Origin of the sequence: Nocardia seriolae NBRC 15557 (genome assembly GCF_007990715.1) — a bacterium.
In the GTDB taxonomy this organism is placed as follows: Bacteria; Actinomycetota; Actinomycetes; order Mycobacteriales; family Mycobacteriaceae; genus Nocardia; species Nocardia seriolae.
The window spans coordinates 1-18,976 of record NZ_BJWY01000079.1 but is presented as its reverse complement, the minus strand read 5'-3'; the positions used below and the strand labels follow the sequence as shown (position 1 = coordinate 18,976).

Sequence of the window (18,976 nt, the reverse complement as noted above, 5' to 3'; positions counted from 1 at the left end):
CGCCATCACCCTGCCGCCCGAGGTCGACGACTTCTATTCACCCCCGGCCGGGCAGGTGGCGGCCGCGCAGCCGGGTGAGATCCTGCGGGCGCGGCGCATCGATCCGGCGTTCTTCGGGTTGGTGCAGCTCAATATCGATGCCTGGCAGCTGTCGTATCGCACCACCAACAGCTTCGGCGAGGCCATTTCGACGGTCACCACGGTGCTGGTGCCGCGCGGGCCCGCGCCCGCGGGCGGCCGCAAGCTGCTGTCGTATCAGATCGCCGAGGACAGCGCGGCCCAGTACTGCGCGCCGTCGTACGTGATCCAGTCCGGCGCACTGCCTTTGGACTACGTCAATGCCGCCGAGACGATGATCCCGGTCGCCGCGGGCGTCGGCCAGGGCTGGACGGTGGTGGTGCCCGACTACGAGGGGCCGCATTCCTCCTACGGCACTTCGAAGCTCAATGCCCAGGCCACCCTCGACGGCATCCGGGCCGCCGAGAGCTTCTCCCCCGCACAGCTTTCCGGCGCGGACACCCCGACCGCGCTGTGGGGCTATTCGGGGTGGCACGGTGCCGTCCTCGTTCGCCGCCGAGATCGCGAAAGACTATGCGCCGGAACTGAATATCGTCGGCGTCGCGGCGGGCGGTATCGCCGCCGCCGACTATCCGGCCGAACTGACGCACAACAACCGCGGCCTGTACTCCGGCCTGGTTCTGGGCGTCTTCGCCGGGATCGCGGGCGAATACCCGGAGGTGCGGGACATGCTGCGCGACAGCGTGGTGGATCCGGTCGCGAAGGTGCTGCTGGCCTCCAAACAGGTGCTGTGCCACCCGATGGGCACCACGCTGGTGCCGTTCTACGACTACCTCGGAGCGCTGAGCTACCGGGGTGATCCGCTGCAAGCCCCGGCTGTCCAGCGGTTCCTGGCCGAGAACTCCCTCGGCCAGCGCACCCCGTCCATGCCGGTGTACATCCATCACGCCCAGTACGACGAGATCCTGCCCAATGCGGGCGTGGATCGCCTGGTCGGCAAGTACTGCGCCGAGGGCGCACCCAGTGTCGTCTACGAGCGGGAACTGCTGGCCGAGCACATCTCCGGGATCCCTGGGCACCTGCCGGGCGCATTCCACTGGCTGCGGGACCGGCTCAACGGCGTGGCCGCCCCCGAGGGCTGCACCATCACCGATCCGACCTTCGTCATGGCCGAACCCCGCTTCTGGCAGACCCTCGAGGAGATCCTCCCCACCGCCGTGGCCGCCCTGTTCGGTCAGGCCATCGGCGCGGGCAGATAGTCGAATCGGCTGCGGCTCAGAGCTGGACGATCGAGGTGACCGGGTAGGCGCCCTGGCGCGCCCGGCCGTTGAGGAACCCGAGCTCGAGCACCACCGCCGCCGCGGCCACCTCGGCCCCGGCGGCGGTGAACAGCTCGGCCGCCGCGGCGAGGGTGCCACCGGTGGCGAGCACATCGTCGAGCAGCAGCACCCGGCGGCCCTTCAGGTCGATGCCGTCGGCCGGGATCTCCAGTGCGGCGGAACCGTATTCGAGGGTGTACTCGCGGCTGTGGACCGGCGGCGGCAGCTTGCCCGCCTTGCGGACCGCCACCACGCCGGTGCCCAGCACCGCCGCGACGCCCGCGCCCAGCAGGAAGCCGCGCGCGTCCACGCCCGCCACCAGGTCGGCGTCGGGGGCGCAGGCGGCGAAGCAGTCCAGCACCGCGCGAAAGCCGTCGGAGTCCGCGAAGACCGGTGTCAGATCGGCGAAACGCACGCCCGCGGTCGGGAAATCGTCGTGCCAGCGGGTCAGCCGCCGCACCGCTTCGGCGGCCTTGGCCGCCCGTTCTCCCGCCACCTCGGCCGTCTCCAGCATCTCGTGCTTGCTCATCTGCACCCACTCCTCATCCACCACGCCACCACGGCGTTCACCGTTTCAGTACCCAGCGATCCATGTTCCAGCCCGCACCCGCCCGGGTGGGGCTGGCGATGCCGTTCTCCATGCCGTCGCCGAACCCGATGGTGCGGGGACCGGCGAACAGCGGAATCGAGGGCATCTCACCCCAGAGCAGGTTCTCCTGCTCGGTCAGCAGGTTCAGCGTGGCGGCCGAGTTGTCGTCGGCCGCAAGCTGATCCGCGATGGCATCGTAGCGGCCGTTACCGAACCGGCCGAAATTCTCGCCCGCACCGGTGCGCAGCGAGGCGATGGCGTCGGTGGCGGCCAGCGTGCCGGACGGACCGGGCATGCCCGCGGTGCCACCGAGAATCGCGTCCACCTTGCCCTCGGTGAGCTGGGAGGCGGTGAAATCCGGTGCGCCCGCGTCGATCACGGTGATCCCGGCGGGCTTGCAGGCGTCGGCGATGGCCGCGATCATGGCGGCGCGGCGCACATCGGGCTTCACATAGCCGATGCGCACGGTCTGGTTCGCCAGCCCCGCGGACGCCGCGGCCTGCACAGCGTCACCGCCCTTGTACTTGTCGCCGGGACCGGAGATCGACGGGTAGTACACCGAATCCTGTTGCACCGTCCGCGAATTCAGCATTCCCGCGCCCAGCCCGAGCTTGACGTCGTACTCCGGGTGCCCGAACTTGTCGAACAGCGCCTGGCGCGGCACGCACAGCGCGAACGCCCGGCGCGCATTGGCCGACCCGAACACCCCGTCGGTGCCCAGCACCAGCTGCTCGACCCCGCGCCCGGGCAGGTTCTGCTTGTGGAACCCGCTCAGGCTCACATCACCCAGCGACCCCGCCCCGACATCGAGCACGCCGACCGACTTGTCGTCCACTTTCGACTTCAGGTCGGAATGCCGGTCCCACACCACGATCCGCGGCGTCCTGGGCTGATTGCCCCACCACTTCTCGTTCTTCACCAGCACCAGACCGTCCTTGTCACCGAAGGAGTCGATCCGGTACGGGCCCGAGGACGGCAGCACGGTCAGATCCAGCTTGCCCGGGCTGAGCTTCCAGCCGTTGTTCCAGAAGTCGGCGATGCGCTCGAGCGTGGGCTGATCCCCGGTCTGCACCGGGGTCACCACGTTCGCCACCTTCGCCTGGGTCGCGACCACGTGCGCGGGCATCAGCTCGGCGGCGTTGAACAGCGACTTCCACGGCATGTAGTGCTTGCCCGGCCGGAACACCACGGTGGCGTCCTTGGATCCGGGCTGGCAGTCGACCCGCTCGATATCGCGGTAGCCGTCGGTGCTCGCCGCGTCGAACAGCGGAACCGGCCCGCCCGGACCGGCCTTGGTGAACCGTCCGCTGCGCGCCGCCCAGGTCAGCACCAGATCGTCGCACGAGGTCGGGATACCGTCGGAGTAGGTGCCCTCCGGGCTGAGCCGGTACTGGATGGTCTGCGTCTCGCCCGGCACCTCCTTGGCGGTGCCGGTATCGGTGTCGGCCACCGGCTGCCCGTCGGGCCCGGTGTAGAAGAACCCGGTCAGCACCCGTGAGAACACCGCGGCCGCACCGCTGTTCGCCCCCAGGGTGCTGCCGCCGTTGTAACTGGCGATGACCGCGTCCACGCCGTACCCGATGGAGGGCACCTGGTTCTTGGACGAACAACCCGCCAGCGCGCCGGCGGCGAGAGTTCCCGCCACCAGCGCTACGGCGGTGCGGCGCACAACTTTGTGGTCTTGCTTCACCGTCCGCAACCCCCTGCGCGTCAGTGCCGTCGCTTCTGTCGTTTCCCACTCGGCCGCGCGCCGGGCCGCGGCGCTCCGGTGGCCTGCCCGCGCGGACCGTGGTCGCGCGCCAAACCATTGGCGACCGCATCCGAGCCGCGCGCGGCGGCACCCGCGCGGGAGGCCGCGGCCGCACCGACGCGCGCGGAGCCCGCACCGGAACGACGGGCCAGCACCTTCTTGGTGTGCGCGGCCACCGGACCCCAGGTCTCCTTGAGCGACACCAGCAGGGGCACCGCGAAGAAGATCGACGAGTAGCCACCCACGATCATGCCGACCAGCTGCACCAGCGCCAGGTCCTTGAGGGTGCCGACGCCCAGCAGCCACACCGCGATCACCAGCATGCCGATGATCGGCAGGATGCCGATGACGGTGGTGTTGATCGAGCGCATCAGCGTCTGGTTGGCCGCCAGGTTCGCCTTCTCCGCGTAGGTGTGCTTGGTCAGGTGCAGCACGCCGCGGGTGTTCGCCTCGACCTTGTCGAAGACGACCACGTTGTCGTAGAGCACGTAACCCAGAATCGTGAGCAGACCGATGACCGCCGCGGGCGTCACCTCGAAACCGACCAGCGAATAGATGCCCGCGGTCACGATCAGGTTGAAGAACAGCGAGCCGATGGCCGCGATCGACATGTCCCGCTCGAAGCGAATCGCGATGTACACCATGGTCAATGCCACGAACACCACCAGCGCCAGCAATGCCTTGTGGGTGACCTGGCCACCCCAGGTCTCACTGATCTCGGCCACGCTGATGGCGTTACGGCTGGGCTCGCCGCTGGAATCCTTCGGGTGGAAGGCGTCGAAGAGCGCGTTCTGCAGCTTGTCGGCCTGTTCGGCCGACAGCGAATCCGACCGCAGCTGAATGGTGGCCGAGGAACCCGAGCCCACCTTCTGCGTGGTCACCGGATCGTGCCCCAGTGTCGCGCGGTAGACCTCGTCCACCTGCGAGGTGGTGACGCCGTCGGCGGCGGGCAGCTGGATGCGGGAACCACCCGCGAAGTCGATGCCCAGGGTGAAGCCCTTGATCGCCATGCTCGCGATGGCGATCGCCATGAGCACCGCGGCGATGCCGTAGTACATCTTGCGCTTGCCGACGATCTCGAAACCGCCGGTGCCGGTGTACAGCCGCTCGAACAGACTGTGCTGCTTGCCCGAAACGACTTCCTCGTAGTCGAGTTCGTTGTCGGGATCCACCGCGACGGGAGAGGACTTGGCCATGATCACGCCTCCTTCACCAGGACACCGGCCGTGGCCTTGCGTTCCTGTGCAAGCTCTGCAATAGCGCCCAGGCCGTTCACCGACGGCTTCGCCCAGAACGGCGAGCGCGAGACCAGCATCATCAGCGGCGCGGTCACCAGGTACAGCACGATGACGTCGAGCACCGTGGTCAGACCGAGGGTGAAGGCGAAGCCCTTCACCTGACCGGCAGCCAGCAGGTACAGCACCGCGGAGGCGATGAGCGACACCGTCTTACCCGAGAGGTTGGTGCGCTGCGCGCGCTGCCAGCCGCGCGGCACCGCCGAGCGGAAGCTGCGGCCCTCGCGCATCTGGTCCTTGATGCGTTCGAAGAAGACGACGAACGAGTCCGCTGTCATACCGATACCGATGATCAGACCGGCGATACCGGCCAGGTCGAGGGTGAACCCGATCCAGCGGCCCAGCAGCACGATCAGCGCGTACACCGCCACACCGGCGGCGAGCAGCGAGAAACCGGCCAGGAAGCCGAGCATGCGGTAGTAGAGCAGGCAGTAGATGAGCACCGCCACCAGGCCGATGGCACCGGCGATCAGGCCCGCGCGCAGCGACGACAAACCCAGGGTGGCCGACACCGTCTCGGCCTCGGAGGTCGCGAACGACAGCGGCAGCGAACCGTACTTGAGCGAGTTCGCCAGCTCCTTGGCGGAGGTGCCGTTGAAGTTGCCGGAGATCTGGGTGCTGCCACCGAACTGTCCACCGGACGCGACGCGCGGGGCGCTGACGACCTTGGTGTCGAGGGCGAAAGCCAGCTGCTTGCCGACGTATTCGTTGGTCAGGTTGCCCCAGGCGTCCGAACCACTGGACTTGAACTCGACATTGACCACCCAGCGGCCCTGACGGGTGTCCAGGGTGCCGGACGCGTCCTTGATCTCCTGGCCGTCGAGCTTGGACTTGTCGAGCAGGTAGACCTCGGTGCCGTCGGTGTTGCAGGTGACCAGCGGCAGATTCGGATCGTCATTGCCCTGCAACGGATCCGGCTTCGAGCAGTCCATGGTGGCCATGGCCTGGAGCTGGGCCGTCTGATCGGTGCTCTGGCGCAACGCCTTCGCGGCGGCGATCTCCTGCTGGGTCTGCTGCGCGTTCGGCGCCTTCGGCGTGGGAGTCGGAGACGGCGTGGTCGGGCCCTGCGCGGGGAACACCCGGTTCTGCGGAGCCGGAGCCTCGGCGCTCGGCGCGGCCGGGACGCTGGTCGGCGTCGCGGTGTCGGTGGCCGGAGCCGGAGTCGTCGGCTGGCCCGCCGCGGGCTGCTGCGGCGCCTTGCCCACCTGCGGGGCGGTCACGTTCAGCATCGGGCGCACGTAGAGCTTGGCGGTGGTCGCCAGCGACTTGGCCTGCGCGCCATCCTCACCCGGGACCGTGATCACCAGGTTGTCGCCCTCGATCACGACCTCGGAACCGGCGACGCCGAGTCCGTTGACGCGCTTCTCGATGATGTCCTGGGCCTTCTTCAGGCTGTCCTGGCTCGGCTTGCCGCCGTCCGGGGTACGGGCCGTCAAGGTGACCCGGGTACCGCCCTGCAGATCGATGCCGAGCTTCGGGGTGTGGACCTTGTCGCCGGTGAAGAAGATCAGGCCGAACATCAAAGCCACCAGCGCGGCGTAGACGCCGAGCAAGCGCAACGGATGCGCCGTTCCCTGAGAAGGTGGCACAGTACTTATCTCCTAGGCGGGGTCGATGGTGGAACGGGTGTGGTCACACACCGCAGCGCCACCGGCCGCCGGGCAAGGGGGCGGGCGATGGCGCGGGGTGTGCTCAGTCCTTGGTCAGCTTCGGCGCGTCGTCGGCGGCGGGCTCGGCGCCGTTCACGGACGCGGGCTCGATGCTCTCGGCCGCGACCGCATCGGTCGCGCTCTCGGTCGAGGTGTCCTCGGCGGCATCGTCATTGCGCACCTCGCGGATGGACTGCCGCAGCCAGGTGGTGACGACCTCCTCCGCGATCTCCAGATCGACGCTGGTGTCGTCGAGTTCGACGACGGTGCCGAAGAGCCCCGACGTGGTGACGACCCGGTCGCCGACCTTCAGGGTGTCCTGCATCTCGGTCACCTTGGCCATCTCGCGCTTCTGGCGGCGGACGCCCAGGAACATCGGGATGAGCAGAGCAACCAGCAGCAGCGGCAGCAGAAGGTCCATCGTCGAAGTCAGCCCCTAGTCAAGTAGGTCGTTGGTGGCGTTCTCCAAGACAGTCTGCCAGTAGACCCTGAGAGAAGGCGCGCCGACCTGTAATCGTGGCGGCGGTGTTTCGCGCAGGGCTGATCTTCGGATGTCTCGGCAGTTCGCGCCGGGCTGCGCGGTCGGCCGCCGACTATGCCGACCGCGCAGTCCCGCTCAGGCCGACTTGACCCCGTAGGTGTAGTCGTCGAGCGGGAAGCTGGACGCCTCGCGATGGGCGTTCAGGGTGCTGGTCGGACGCAGCAGGGCGGCCTCGCCGTGCTGATTGAAATAGTAGCTCCGCGCCGTCGCGCACTGGCCGCCGTAGAACACCGAGGCGCCCAGCTTGTCGGTGACGCGATCGAGGAACTCGGTATTGGCCCGCTCGGTCACCTCGAAGACCTGCTCGCCGCGGCGGAACATCTCACCGAACAGGCGCGCCATGTGCTTCATCTGCGCCTCGATGGTGGTGAAGTAGGACAGGCCGCTGTAGGAGTAGGGGCTGTTGAGGCTGACGAAGTTGGGGAACTTCGGGATCGTGATGCCCTCGTAGGCCTGGAAACGGTTGTCGCGCCAGAACTTTCCGAGATTGCGGCCGTCGCGGCCGATGATCTCGATGGCCGGGAAGTTGACGACCCACAGGTTGAAGCCGGTGGCCAGGATCAGGGTGTCGATCTCGGTCTTGTGGCCGTCGGCGGTGACGATGCCGTCGGGTTCGATGTGGTCGATGGAGTTGGTCTCCAGGCGCACGTGCGGCTCGTTGAACGTGGTGAAGTAGGTGTTCGAGAAGGTGGGCCGCTTACAGCCGAAGTCGTAGTCGGGGGTCAGCTTCTTGCGAGTCTCCTTGTCGCGCACCGAGTTGCGCAGGTGCGCCTTCGCCAGCACGCCCGCGCCCTTGTTCAGCAGCTTTGCCTGCTTGAAGTGCAGCACGCCGACGACCATGAGCGCCTCCAGCATGGAGGTGTTCACCAGGCGGGCGGCTTTCTGTGTCAACGGGACTCGCGCGAACAGCTTCTGCACGCTGGGCGCGATGGCGGTGTCGAACTTGGGCACCACCCAGATCGGGGTGCGCTGGAAGACGGTCAGCGCCTGCGCCTTCTTGGCGACCTCGGGGATCAACTGCACGGCGGTCGCGCCGGTGCCGATGATGGCGGCCTTGCGGCCGGTCAGGTCGAAGTCGTCCTCCCACGCGGTGGGGTGGATGATCTTGCCCGCGAAGGTTTCGATGCCCGGGAACGGCGGGGTGTAGGGCTGGGACAGGAATCCGGTCGCGGTCATCAGGTAGCGCGCGGTCAGGGCTTCGCCGCCCTCGATGGCGACGACCCAGACCTGCTGCTCCTCGTCCCAGCGCGCGCCGCCGACAACGGTGTCGAAACGCATGCGCCGGCGCAGGTCGTACTTGTCGGCCACGTGCTCGGCGTACTTCTTGAGCTCCGAACCCGGCGCGAACAGCCGCGACCAGTACGGGTTGGGCTCGAAGGAGTACGAGTAGGTGACCGAGGCGATGTCCACGGCCAGACCCGGGTAGTGGTTCACATGCCAGGTGCCGCCCAGATCGTCCTCGCGCTCGAGGATGACGAAATTGCTCAGGCCGAGCCGATCGAGCTCGATGCCCGCGCCCATACCGCCGAATCCGGCGCCGACCACGATGGCGTCGTATTGAGGTGCCACGCCGAACCTCCCGCAATGGTGTTCATGAACTCTGTAGTGATGCACACGTCACGGAATGACATCTCATTCCGTTTGTGATCACCGTATCATCGGGCCTGTGACGAAGCCATCCTCGAGAATCGAACGGCGCAAGGCCGAACTCCGGCAGGAGATCATCGACACCGCGTTCGCGTGTTTCGCCGAGAAGGGCTATCACTCGACCGGGATCGCCGACATCGCCAACCACCTGGGCATCGGGCACGGGACGTTCTACCGGTACTTCGAGAACAAGCGCGACATCATCGACCACGTCATCGACGATCTGGCGGCGCGGATCATCGAATCGCTGGGCACCGACAACGCGCCGGACGCCGCCGACAGTCTCGAGGAGTACCGGGCGCAGGTGGACCGGATCGGCGACGCGCTCAATCGGATCTTCCTCGAGGATCAGCGGGTGGCGCAGCTGCTGCTGTTCCAGGCCACCGGGATCGACACCGAGCTGACCATGCGGTTGTACGGGCTGCTCGATACCGCGGACTCGCTGACGGCCGGATATCTGGAGCACGGTGTCGAACGGGGTTATCTGCGTGCGGATCTCGATACCGCGAACACCGCGCGGGCGGTGACGGGAATGCTGCTGGCGGCCATCCTGCACGGGATCCGGACGCCGGACGCGCGGGCGGTCGACGATCTCAGCCATGCCATCCGGCATCTGCTCATCGACGGGGTGCGCAAGCACTGAGCGACCGCGACACCGAGGCACGGCAAACAGACCCGTTTGTCCGATGCGGCCGGATCCGCAAGGGGCGGAGGAAATTCGGACATGAACCCATTGGCACAATGTCGCGAGTGACCCCCGACGACGTCCGCCGCACCCGCTTCGGCCACGCGCCGTCCGGGCAGCACGGCTATCACCCCGCCCAGGTGGACGCCTTCTGCGCGCGCATCGCCGACACCATGGTGGGGCGCGATCACCTCAGCATCGCCGAGATCCGGCTGGCGGAGTTCGACGCTCCCCCGCCCGGGCGGTACGGGTACGACATCGAGCAGGTCGACGACTTCCTCGACCACCTGTGCGTCGAACTCGAGAACCTACGCCGGGGCCGCAGTCGCCTACCCGCGGGCCGCACCCACGACCCGCTCACCCACGACGACGTGCTGCGGATCCGGTTCTCCGCGCCCCCGTTCGGTTTCCGGGGCTATCTGGCCGAGGAGGTGGGGGCCTTCCTCGACCGGCTGGCCGCCACCCTGGCCCACCACGGGCCGAATGGGCTCACCGCCAAGGACATTCAGGAGACCACCTTCCATCTCGCGCCCGCCGGCGAACCCGCCTACCACCGCGAGGAGGTCGACGCCTTCCTCGATCTGGTGGTGCATCAGCTCGAGAATTCCGAAGCGACCCGGCATTAGGCGGCCCGGAGGGCAGTGCTCACCTATCGTCGGGGCAGGCGTGGGCGATCCGAGGAGGCCGGGACGATGACGGTGGAACCCGAGGCGGCGGCAGTGGAGCTGTTCCAGCGGGTCGCGGCGAGCGTGCCCGCGTACGGGAGGTTCCTGGCCGAGCACGGCATCGAAGCGGCGGCGGTCACCTCCTTCGCGGATTTCACCAAGCTGCCGTTGGTCGACCAGCCCGGGTATCTGCGGCGGTATCCGCTGCCGGAGTTGTGCCGGGACGGGCGGATCGGGGATGTGATCGCCATGTCGTCGGGGTCGACCGGGGAACCGACGCCGTGGCCACGGTCGATCGCGGACGAGCGGCGCACGACGGCGCGGTTCGAGCAGATCTTCCGGGACGCGTTTCGCGCGGACGAGCGGAAGACGCTGGCCGTGGTGTGTTTCGCGCTCGGCACCTGGGTGGGCGGGCTGTTCACGCTGGGGTGCGTGCGCGAGCTGGCCGGGCGGGGGTATCCGGTGACCAGCGTCGCGCCGGGCAACAACAAGGACGAGATTCTGCGAGTGATCCGCACGCTCGCACCGTATTTCGATCAGGTCGTGCTGCTGGGGTATCCGCCGTTCATCAAGGACGTGATCGATACCGGGAGCGCGGAGGGCGTTCCGTGGGCGGAGTACGCGATCAAGATCGTCACGGCCGGTGAGGTTTTCAGCGAGGAGTGGCGGACGCTGGTTTCGGAGCGGGCCGGTGGGATCGATGCGGGGACCGCGATCGCCTCGCTGTACGGGACCGCCGACGGCGGGGTGCTGGCCAATGAGACGCCGCTGTCGGTGGAGATACGGCGGCTGCTGGCGGCCCGGCCCGATGTCGCGCGCGAGCTTTTCGGGGCCTCGAGGTTGCCGACTCTCGCGCAGTACGACCCGCTGCACCGATTCTTCGAGGAGATCGACGGGACCTTGGCCGTGACGGGTGACAGCGGAATCCCGTTGATCCGCTATCACATTGCCGATGAGGGCGGTGTCATCTCGCACGGGCGGATGCTCGAGTTTCTCGCCGAGCATGATTTGCGACCGACCGTGACCGGGTTCGAGCAGCCGTTCGTCTATGTCTTCGGCCGCAGTCATTTCACGGTCTCGTTCTACGGGGCGAATGTCTATCCGGAGAACATCACCGTCGGTTTGGAGCGGCCGGGGATCAGCGATCACCTCACAGGGAAGTTCGTGCTGGAGGTCGAGGAGAGCGCCGATCGTGACCGGAGTCTGCTGGTGACCGTGGAACTCGCTCCGGCCGCCGCACCTCCGGCCGATCTCCGCGAGCGGATCGCGGAGTCGGTGCGGATCGAATTGCGTCGTCTCAACAGCGAATTCGCCAACTACGTCCCAGCCGAACGCCAGCTACCCCGGATCGTCCTGCTCCCGCACGGCGATCCGGGGTATTTCCCGCTGGGCGTCAAACACCGCTACACGCGACCGGTCAGCCCTGCTGTTTGAGACCCTTCGCCGGGTCGATGAATTCGTTGGTCACCAGGTCGGCGGCCGCCAGATTGTCGGGGACCTGCTGGCCCTTGGCGCGCAGCAGCGGGGTCACCTGGGCGATGGCGCGATCGACGCGGTCGAGGTCGAAACCGCCCAGGGTGCTGCCGGTGCCATTGGCGACGATCTTCTCCTTCAGCTGCGTCGGGACCGAGGCCGCATTGCCGCCCGCGGTGATGGGCGGGCCGTCCAGGATGGTCTGGGCGATGCGCAGCAGGGCCGCGTTGGTGACGTCGGGGTTGGTGACGTAGTCGATCTCGGACTGCTGCAGCATCGGGACCAGTTTCTGCAGGCAGGGGCGCAGCTTGTCGAGTTCGCCACTGCGGACCGACCAGGCGTGCGGGTAGCTCTCGTAACCGGCGTCGGCGACGAGCAGGTGGCCGGTGAGCTTCTGCCAGCCCTTCACGTCGCGCTCCCAGCGGTACGGCTCGTTGGAGACGTATGCCTGCTGCATGACTCGCCCGTGTTCGGCGACGAAGCGGCTCGGGGTGCCGTCGTAGGAGGCGTCGGCCTGTTCCTTCTTCACATACCCGTTGGCGATCAGGTAGTCCATGTAGATCTTCCCCTCGGAGTACAGGATCGGAGCGCCGGTCGCGGCGATGTCCTTCCACGAGTTGACCGTGTAGGTGGCCGGATCCCACATGACGATCTGCGGGTTCTTGTTCAGCGAGGCGAAGACTCCGGTCAGCGGGAACTTGGCCTTGGCCCGGACCTGCTCGTCGGTGGGGACCAGGCCCAGGGTGATGGAGTTGTCCTGGTACATCTGGGCGGGCACGGGCTGGCCGCCCAGGAACGGGCCGCCCAGTCGCACTTCGACATTCACGCCGGTGTCGCCGAGCGGGCCGGAGTACGCGCCCTTCTTGACGTCGACGGTGCCGTTGGGGCCGACGAGTCGATAGGCGGCCGCGCGCTCCGGCGTGGCGAACCAGTCGGTTTGGATGACGATGGTGGACGGGCAGACACCGGCCAGCGCACCCTGTCCGGTGGGCTTGGGAGCGGTGGTGCCGCCACCGCAAGCGGCGGTGAGTGCGACACTGCCGAGGACGGCGGCAGCGGCGAGGACACGTTTGTTCACGAGCATTCCTTGAGGGTTGAAACAGGTTGCGGGAGAAGCGGTTCGGCTACTATTCGGCGCGCTTGCCGTGGGCACGGTCCACGTGTCCCGCCAGGAAGTCGAAGATCCAGAACAGGATCAGGCCGACCAGCGAGGACAGCAGCAGGGCGGTGAGCAGCTCCTCGGTGGCCAGGCGCTGGCGGTAGACGTCGATCATCCGGCCGATGCCGGGCTCGCCCTGCCGGAAGAAGAAATCGGCGACGATGGAGCCGATCACCGCCATCCCCGCCGAGATCTTGAAACCGGAGATCATGGCCGGAAGCGCTGCGGGCAGTTGCAGTTTCAGCAGCCGCTGCCACCGGTTCGCGCCGTGCAGGGTGAACAGATCGTGCTCGGCGGGCTGCACCGATTTCAGGCCGAACAGGGTGTTGGTGATGACCGGGAACAGCGACACCATGACGCAGACGATGACGCGGCTGCCGAACTCGTAACCGAACCAGAAGCCGAACAGCGGAACCACCGCCAGCACCGGAATCGTCTGGAGAATCACGGCATACGGGTAGAGCGAGTACTCCGCCCACCGCGCCTGGCTCATGATCACCGCGAACCCGACACCCGCCACAATGGCGATCGCCAGGCCGACCAGCGCGATCTGCACGGTGGACGCCAAGGCCGAGAGGATCTCGGTCCGGGTGGCGGCATCGAGCAGCCCCTTCGATATCACCGCTTCGGGCGAGGGCAGCAGGAAGCGGGATTCGGCGGGGATGAGGAAATGGCTGGCGATGGTCCAAGCCGCCATGACCAACGCGAAGACCAGCATCGGAGCGAGTACCCGGATGGGGGCGATGACGAAGGGCCAGTGGAGCTTTCGCGGGCCGGGCCGCGGTGCGGTCTCGCTGTCGGTTTCGGTCATGATCAGGGCGGTTGCTGCGGTCGCGGCGGTCATGCGGCCCGCCTCCGGGGCTGCGCCTGCCGCCTTCGGCCTCGTGCAGGGCCGCCGAGACCTGTGCCGCGATCGCGCCGAATTCGGGCGCGTAGCGGGAGTCCGGTTTGCGCGGGAAGTCGAGGGGCACTGCGATATCCGCCGCCACCCGGCCCGGGCGTCCGGTCAGGACGATCACGCGGGTGGACATGAACACCGCCTCGGCCACCGAGTGGGTGACGAACACTCCGGTGAAGGCCGATCGCCGGTACAGGGCGCTCACCTCTTCGTTCAGGCGTTGGCGGGTGATCTCGTCCAGTGCGCCGAAGGGCTCGTCGAACAGGAACAGTTCGGGGGCTCCGGTCAGGGCGCGAGCGATGGAGGCGCGCATACGCATGCCGCCGGAAAGTTGTGCGGGCTTGTGGTTCTCGAAGCCGGTCAGACCGACCAGGTCCAAGGCTGACCGGGCGGCGGCGCGGCGGGTGTTCTTGTCGGTGCCCGCGAGTTCGGCGGGCAGTTCGACATTGCGCAGCACCGAGCGTCACGGCAGCAGGGTCGCTTCCTGGAAGACGTAGCCGACCTTGGCGGAGGCCACGGACACCGTTCCGGTGGTGGGCTTTTCGAATCCTGCGGCCAGGCGCAGCAGGGTGGACTTGCCGCAGCCCGAGGAGCCGACCAGGGAGACGAATTCGCCGGGGCGGATGGCGATGTGGATGCCGTCGAGGGCGTGGGTGCCGTTCTCGAAGGTCAGGCCGACGTCGTGGAAGGCCAGGGCGGGGTCGGTGTATACATTGCCGCCGTGGGCGGCCTCCGTATTCCCGTCCGGGCCTTGGCCTTCGACGGCTGGCGCAGGGGTGGTGCGCATGGTCACAGTTCTATCGGCGGCTCATTGCCGGTTGCGGTCCATGCGATTACACGATTGTTTCGTATACGATCAGCGGCCGATCAGTCGGCGAGCAGGTGACCGTCACGGGCGACCACGCGGCCGCGTTTGACGACCAGGCTGCGGGGAGGGACCGAAACTACCGCGGCGGCAGGGGTTTCGGCGGGCACGGCGAACAGGTCGGCGTTCGATCCGACGGTGAGCCCGTAGTCGCCGACGCCCAGTACCGCAGCGCCTCCGTAGGTTCCGGCCGGCAGCGCCGATTCGATCTCGGGGTCGGCGACCAGCCGATCGCGGAGGGCCACCTGCATGATTCGGCGCAGCATGTCGCCATCGCCGTAAGGGGTCCACAGGTCGCGGATGCCGTCATTGCCCAGCGCGAGGCGCGCTCCGGCCGCCGCCATCACTCGCACCGGCACCACCGGGGCGTCGCCGACCGCGCAGGTGACCATGGAAACTCCTGCCTCGGCAAGACTTTCGGCGATGCGCCGCTGCTCGTCGGCCGGGAGCTCGCCCATGGCGTAGGCATGACTGATGGTGACCCGGCCCGACAGGCCGGTCGCCCTGGTGCGCGCTACGATCAGGTCGTACTGCCAGGCTCCGAGTGCGCCGCGGTCGTGCAGATGGATATCGATTCCCACCCCGTACTTCTCGGCCAGGCCGAACAGCAGATCCAGCTGGCCGACCGGATCGCCGTCGACACCCGCGGGATCCAGGCCGCCGATCACCTCCACGCCCTCGGCGAGCGCGGCCTCGAGGAGTTTCGCGGTTCCGGTCCGGGACAGCAGGCCGCCCTGCGGGAAGGCGACCAGTTGCACGTCGACCCGATCGGCGTGCCGGGCGGCCGCGGTGCGCACCGCCTCCACTCCGCGCAGACCGATCTCCGGATCGATATCGATGTGGCTGCGGACGTGCGCGGTGCCGCCGGACACCATGGCGCCCAGCAGGTTCGAGGCGTAGTGGAGGCTGGGCAGCCCGAGTTCGTCGCGGCGGCCCTCGCCATTGGCGATGCGACCGGCCAGGGTGCGGCCGCCGGTGTTGGGGACCCAGGGGCCGCCGTACATGGTCTTGTCGAGATGGCAGTGCGCGTCGACCAAGCCCGGGAATACCAGGGCCCCGGCCAGATCCACGGACGGCATTCCGTCGGCGGTCAGGCCGGGGGTGATGGCGGCGATGCGGCCGTCACGAATGAGGATATCGGCGGGAGTCACCGGATTGCCCGGGGTCCACGGGCGGCCGCCGGTCAGCAGGAGATCGTTCATGTGAGATACCACCTGGGGTCTGCGAAGATTCGGTCAGGACAGCAATATGGCGGTTCCGGCACCGAGGCCGAACACGATGACCACGGATCGGAAGACGCTCGGGCGCAGGCGGTCCGCCAGCCGCGCGCCTGCCACTCCGCCCAGCAGACAGGCCGGGGCCAGTACCGCTACGGCCCACCACTGCACCGGTCCGAACACCGCGACCGTCAGCATGGCGGTGGTCGAAACCGTCAGGGTGAGCAGGCTTTTCAGGCCGTTGAGCCCGGTGATCGAGGCGTCGATGCCCAGGGCCAGGGCGGTCAGCAGCACGATGCCCATACCGCCGTTGAAGTACGCGCCGTAGGCCGCGCCGAGGAACACGCCCGCGAACAAGCGCAGGCGCGAATCGCCGCCGTGGGCGGCGAGTCTGCGCGATACCGCGGGCTGGGCGGCGAACAGCAGGGTCGCGGACAGGATCAGGTACGGCACGATCGCGGCGAAGACCTTGGGCGGTGCGGCCAGCAGGGCGATGACGCCACCGCTGGCCCCGGCCACACCGGTCAGCACCAATCCCGGTACCAGGGTTCGGTGTTCGTCGAGACGTTTTCGCAGTGCGGCGGCCCCGCCCAGGTAGCCGGGCCAGACCGAGACCGAGTTGGTGACCGTCGCCGTTACCGGTGGCAGACCGGTGGCCAGCAGGGCGGGGAACGACAGCAGGCTGCCGCCGCCGGCGAGGGCATTGCAGACGCCCGCCCCGAAACCGGCGGCGGACAGGAGGACGAGATGCGCGGGATCCATGAAATCCTTCCGGACAGAATGGGCGCATCGTATACAAACCGCCGCAGCTCAGCGAGCTGAAAGTACTGCGGCACAGTCTGGCCCGCTTATGCGCTGGCGGTGCAGTAGATTTGCGGGATCCCGTCGGGCGAGGCCACGATGGATCGTATGCAAAGCCCTGTTTCACCGATCGCCGGATGAGGACGCCGTGACCAGCACCGCCGGGCGCATGACACCGCAGCAGCTGTGCCGCGCCATTCGTGACGACATCATTCGTGGCGCGTACAGCCCGGGTCAGCGGCTGACCGAGGAGGCGATCGCGGAGCGGCACGGCGTGTCCCGGGTGCCGGTGCGCGAGGCGCTGCGGACGCTCCAGGCGGAGGGATTCGCCTCGTCACGGCCGTATGCGGGGGTGTTCGTGGCGGCACTCACCGAGGAGGAGGCGGCCGATCTGCTGGAGATCCGGGCGCGGCTGGAACCGTTGTGCGCGTCGCGGGCGGCGGTGCGGCGGACTCCGGAGCAGCTCGGGCGGCTCAAGGAATTGACGGCGCTGGGGCAGGATGCGGTGGCGGCGGGGCGGTTGGATGAGTTGGCGCGGCTCAACAGCCGGTTCCACGAGGTGCTCGCGGAGGCTTCGGGCAGCACGCTGCTGGCGCAGCTGACCATGCAGTTGAGTTGGAAGATCGCCTGGGTGTACTCGGTCGAATTGCCGCGGCGGGCCGGGGATTCGTGGCGCGAGCACGAGGAGATCTGCGCGGCGCTCGAGGCCGGGGATCCGGATCGGGCGGCCGCGGTGGTGGCCGCGCACATTTCGCATGCGGCGTCGGCCTATCGGTTCCGGAAGTGCTCCGATAGCGGTGCGGGACAGGCGAGTTCGGCGTCGCGGGCTTTGTAACACCGGCGCAGCAATTCCCGTCCCGGGACGAAACACGGCTCTCGTATACAAAGTAGTCACTTTGTTCCGGGAGGTTGTCATGACGGTGGATTTGGTCCTGCGGGACGCACGTATCGCCGACGATGCGGAATTGGTCGACATCGCCATCACCGACGGTGTGATCACCGCCGTCGGGACCGGGCTCACCGACCTGGGCCAGTACGAAATCGATTGCGCGGGAAGGGTGGTCATACCCGGACTCATCGAATCCCACCTGCACCTCGACAAGGCACTGCTCGATTCGGAGAAGGCGAATCCCGACGGCACGCTTTCCGGAGCGACCAACGTCACCGCCGAACTCAAACGCGGCTTCACGGTCAGCGGGATTCGCGACCGGGCGCGGCGGGTCCTCGATATGGCAATCGGCAATGGCACCACCGCGATTCGCGCCCACCCGGACGTCGACCCGATCGTCGGCCTCCGCGGCGTCACCGCGCTGCTGGACCTGCGCGAGGAATACCGCGAGGCGCTCGACCTCCAGATCGTCGCCTTCCCCCAGGAGGGCATCCTGCAATCTCCCGGTACCCTCGGCCTGCTCCGCGAGAGTCTCTACGCGGGAGCCGATGTCCTCGGCGGCTGCGCCTACAACGAACGCACGGTCGAGGATTGCCGCCGCCACATCGACCTGATCTTCGATCTGGCCCTCGAATTCGACGTCCCGCTCGATATCCACGCCGACTTCGCCGACGATGCCACCGACCCCCGCTACGCCATGGCCGACTACATCGCCGAGGTCACCGAACGCACCGGCCGCCAGGGCCGAGTCTCGCTCGGCCACATGACATCCCTGGCCGCCCTTCCACCCGCCGATCGAGCCAGAACCCTCGAACACCTGGCGTCCGCGGGAATCTCGGTGATCCCGCTCCCCGCCACCGACATGCACCTGGGCGGCCGCTCCGACACGACCAACGTCCGTCGCGGCATAGCCCCGATCCGCGAACTCTGGCAGGCGGGCATCACGACCGCCTTCTCCTCCAACAACATCCGCAACGCCTTCACGCCCTACGGCAACGCCGACATGCTCGACGTCGGACTGTTCCTCGCTCAAACCGCCCACCTATCGGGCCCGCAAGACTTGAATCGAATTCTCGCCATGGCCACCGACGATGCCGCCCGAGCAATCGGAATCGCTGAACGCTACGGCCTTCGAATCGGCGCCCAAGCCGACCTCGTAATCCTCTCGACCCACCGCATCGCCGACGCCCTTCTGGACCGGCCCGACCGAAACTACGTCTTCAAAGCTGGCCGAATAACCGCCCGCACCACCCGCACCCACTCACTCGAAGCACCAAAACCCAACGATTAAAAGCAAAAGACCGAAGAGCCAAAAGACCGAAAGAGAAAAGAAGAAAGACAAGGACGCCTGGATGAGGGAGAGGGGGTGGCTGGGTTGCGAGCGCAGCGAGCAGCCCCAGCCCCCACACCGCGAGATCAGCCACGGCATCCCGGCGTCATGCAGCAAGAACCTTGTGGGGTTGTCCCGAGAAGGTGATGCGTGCAGTCCGCGGGCCGGGATCGGCGGGATACGGCA

17 protein-coding genes and 2 pseudogenes are annotated in these 18,976 nt (G+C 67.7%); 7 read left to right on the top strand and 12 right to left on the bottom strand.

Features of this window, described 5'->3' with window-relative positions; genetic code table 11:
* Nucleotides 1-33: 33 nt before the first annotated feature.
* Nucleotides 34-243: a hypothetical protein gene (locus NS2_RS37745; RefSeq protein WP_052086739.1), complete on the bottom strand. Its 210-nt coding sequence runs from the start codon at nt 241-243 to the stop codon at nt 34-36.
* A 109-nt stretch (nt 244-352) separates the two neighbouring features.
* On the opposite strand from NS2_RS37745, the pseudogene NS2_RS37740 reads away from it, so the two are divergent.
* A pseudogene (locus tag NS2_RS37740) lies at nt 353-496 on the top strand (lipase family protein); the annotation flags it as partial.
* A 58-nt stretch (nt 497-554) separates the two neighbouring features.
* On the top strand, nt 555-1,277 hold the full coding sequence (locus NS2_RS37735) for a lipase family protein (RefSeq protein WP_052086738.1): 723 nt from the start codon (nt 555-557) through the stop codon (nt 1,275-1,277).
* A 16-nt stretch (nt 1,278-1,293) separates the two neighbouring features.
* On the opposite strand, the gene NS2_RS22650 is transcribed toward NS2_RS37735, so the two are convergent.
* The 6 genes from NS2_RS22650 to NS2_RS22625 all read right to left on the bottom strand — a co-directional run bounded on the left by NS2_RS22650 (nt 1,294) and on the right by NS2_RS22625 (nt 8,730).
* The gene (locus NS2_RS22650; protein WP_033089441.1) at nt 1,294-1,866 is read right to left on the bottom strand and encodes an adenine phosphoribosyltransferase; all 573 of its coding nucleotides are present in this window, start codon (nt 1,864-1,866) and stop codon (nt 1,294-1,296) included.
* 37 nt (nt 1,867-1,903) lie between these two features.
* Nucleotides 1,904-3,616, bottom strand: coding sequence for an ABC transporter substrate-binding protein (locus NS2_RS22645; protein ID WP_033089440.1), 1,713 nt, complete (start codon nt 3,614-3,616; stop codon nt 1,904-1,906).
* 20 nt (nt 3,617-3,636) lie between these two features.
* Nucleotides 3,637-4,872 (bottom strand): protein translocase subunit SecF, encoded by a 1,236-nt coding sequence (gene secF, locus NS2_RS22640; RefSeq protein ID WP_033089439.1) that lies wholly within the window; start codon nt 4,870-4,872, stop codon nt 3,637-3,639.
* 2 nt (nt 4,873-4,874) lie between these two features.
* Nucleotides 4,875-6,560: a protein translocase subunit SecD gene (gene secD, locus NS2_RS22635; protein WP_071811956.1), complete on the bottom strand. Its 1,686-nt coding sequence runs from the start codon at nt 6,558-6,560 to the stop codon at nt 4,875-4,877.
* 103 nt (nt 6,561-6,663) lie between these two features.
* Nucleotides 6,664-7,041, bottom strand: coding sequence for a preprotein translocase subunit YajC (yajC, locus tag NS2_RS22630; protein ID WP_063865038.1), 378 nt, complete (start codon nt 7,039-7,041; stop codon nt 6,664-6,666).
* 195 nt (nt 7,042-7,236) lie between these two features.
* Entirely contained in the window at nt 7,237-8,730 is a 1,494-nt protein-coding gene (locus NS2_RS22625) for a flavin-containing monooxygenase (RefSeq protein ID WP_033089424.1), read from the bottom strand.
* Nucleotides 8,731-8,785: 55 nt separating this feature from the next.
* Between NS2_RS22625 and NS2_RS22620 the strand changes: the two genes are divergently transcribed.
* The 3 genes from NS2_RS22620 to NS2_RS22610 all read left to right on the top strand — a co-directional run bounded on the left by NS2_RS22620 (nt 8,786) and on the right by NS2_RS22610 (nt 11,592).
* Nucleotides 8,786-9,451: a TetR/AcrR family transcriptional regulator gene (locus NS2_RS22620; protein WP_052086737.1), complete on the top strand. Its 666-nt coding sequence runs from the start codon at nt 8,786-8,788 to the stop codon at nt 9,449-9,451.
* 98 nt (nt 9,452-9,549) lie between these two features.
* On the top strand, nt 9,550-10,119 hold the full coding sequence (locus NS2_RS22615) for a DivIVA domain-containing protein (RefSeq protein WP_033089422.1): 570 nt from the start codon (nt 9,550-9,552) through the stop codon (nt 10,117-10,119).
* Between the two features lie 66 nt (nt 10,120-10,185).
* On the top strand, nt 10,186-11,592 hold the full coding sequence (locus NS2_RS22610) for a phenylacetate--CoA ligase family protein (protein WP_147207279.1): 1,407 nt from the start codon (nt 10,186-10,188) through the stop codon (nt 11,590-11,592).
* Here the strand turns inward: NS2_RS22610 and NS2_RS22605 are convergent.
* The 5 genes and pseudogenes from NS2_RS22605 to NS2_RS22585 all read right to left on the bottom strand — a co-directional run bounded on the left by NS2_RS22605 (nt 11,576) and on the right by NS2_RS22585 (nt 16,532).
* Complete coding sequence (locus NS2_RS22605) at nt 11,576-12,709, bottom strand: ABC transporter substrate-binding protein (RefSeq protein ID WP_143161361.1); 1,134 nt, start codon at nt 12,707-12,709, stop codon at nt 11,576-11,578. The two genes, NS2_RS22610 and NS2_RS22605, sit on opposite strands and share 17 nt — an antisense overlap.
* A gap of 49 nt (nt 12,710-12,758) precedes the next feature.
* On the bottom strand, nt 12,759-13,634 hold the full coding sequence (locus NS2_RS22600; protein WP_096490605.1) for an ABC transporter permease: 876 nt from the start codon (nt 13,632-13,634) through the stop codon (nt 12,759-12,761).
* A 313-nt stretch (nt 13,635-13,947) separates the two neighbouring features.
* A pseudogene (locus NS2_RS38255) lies at nt 13,948-14,475 on the bottom strand (ABC transporter ATP-binding protein); the annotation flags it as partial.
* 80 nt (nt 14,476-14,555) lie between these two features.
* A complete protein-coding gene (locus NS2_RS22590; RefSeq protein WP_033089420.1) occupies nt 14,556-15,755 on the bottom strand; it encodes an amidohydrolase in 1,200 nt (399 codons plus the stop codon).
* Between the two features lie 33 nt (nt 15,756-15,788).
* Nucleotides 15,789-16,532 carry a sulfite exporter TauE/SafE family protein gene (locus NS2_RS22585; protein WP_033089419.1) on the bottom strand — a complete coding sequence of 248 codons (744 nt, stop codon included), beginning with the start codon at nt 16,530-16,532 and terminating at the stop codon, nt 15,789-15,791.
* A gap of 187 nt (nt 16,533-16,719) precedes the next feature.
* Between NS2_RS22585 and NS2_RS22580 the strand changes: the two genes are divergently transcribed.
* Nucleotides 16,720-17,406 (top strand): GntR family transcriptional regulator, encoded by a 687-nt coding sequence (locus NS2_RS22580; RefSeq protein ID WP_197707828.1) that lies wholly within the window; start codon nt 16,720-16,722, stop codon nt 17,404-17,406.
* Nucleotides 17,407-17,485: 79 nt separating this feature from the next.
* A complete protein-coding gene (locus tag NS2_RS22575; protein WP_052086734.1) occupies nt 17,486-18,751 on the top strand; it encodes an amidohydrolase family protein in 1,266 nt (421 codons plus the stop codon).
* Nucleotides 18,752-18,976: the final 225 nt, after the last annotated feature.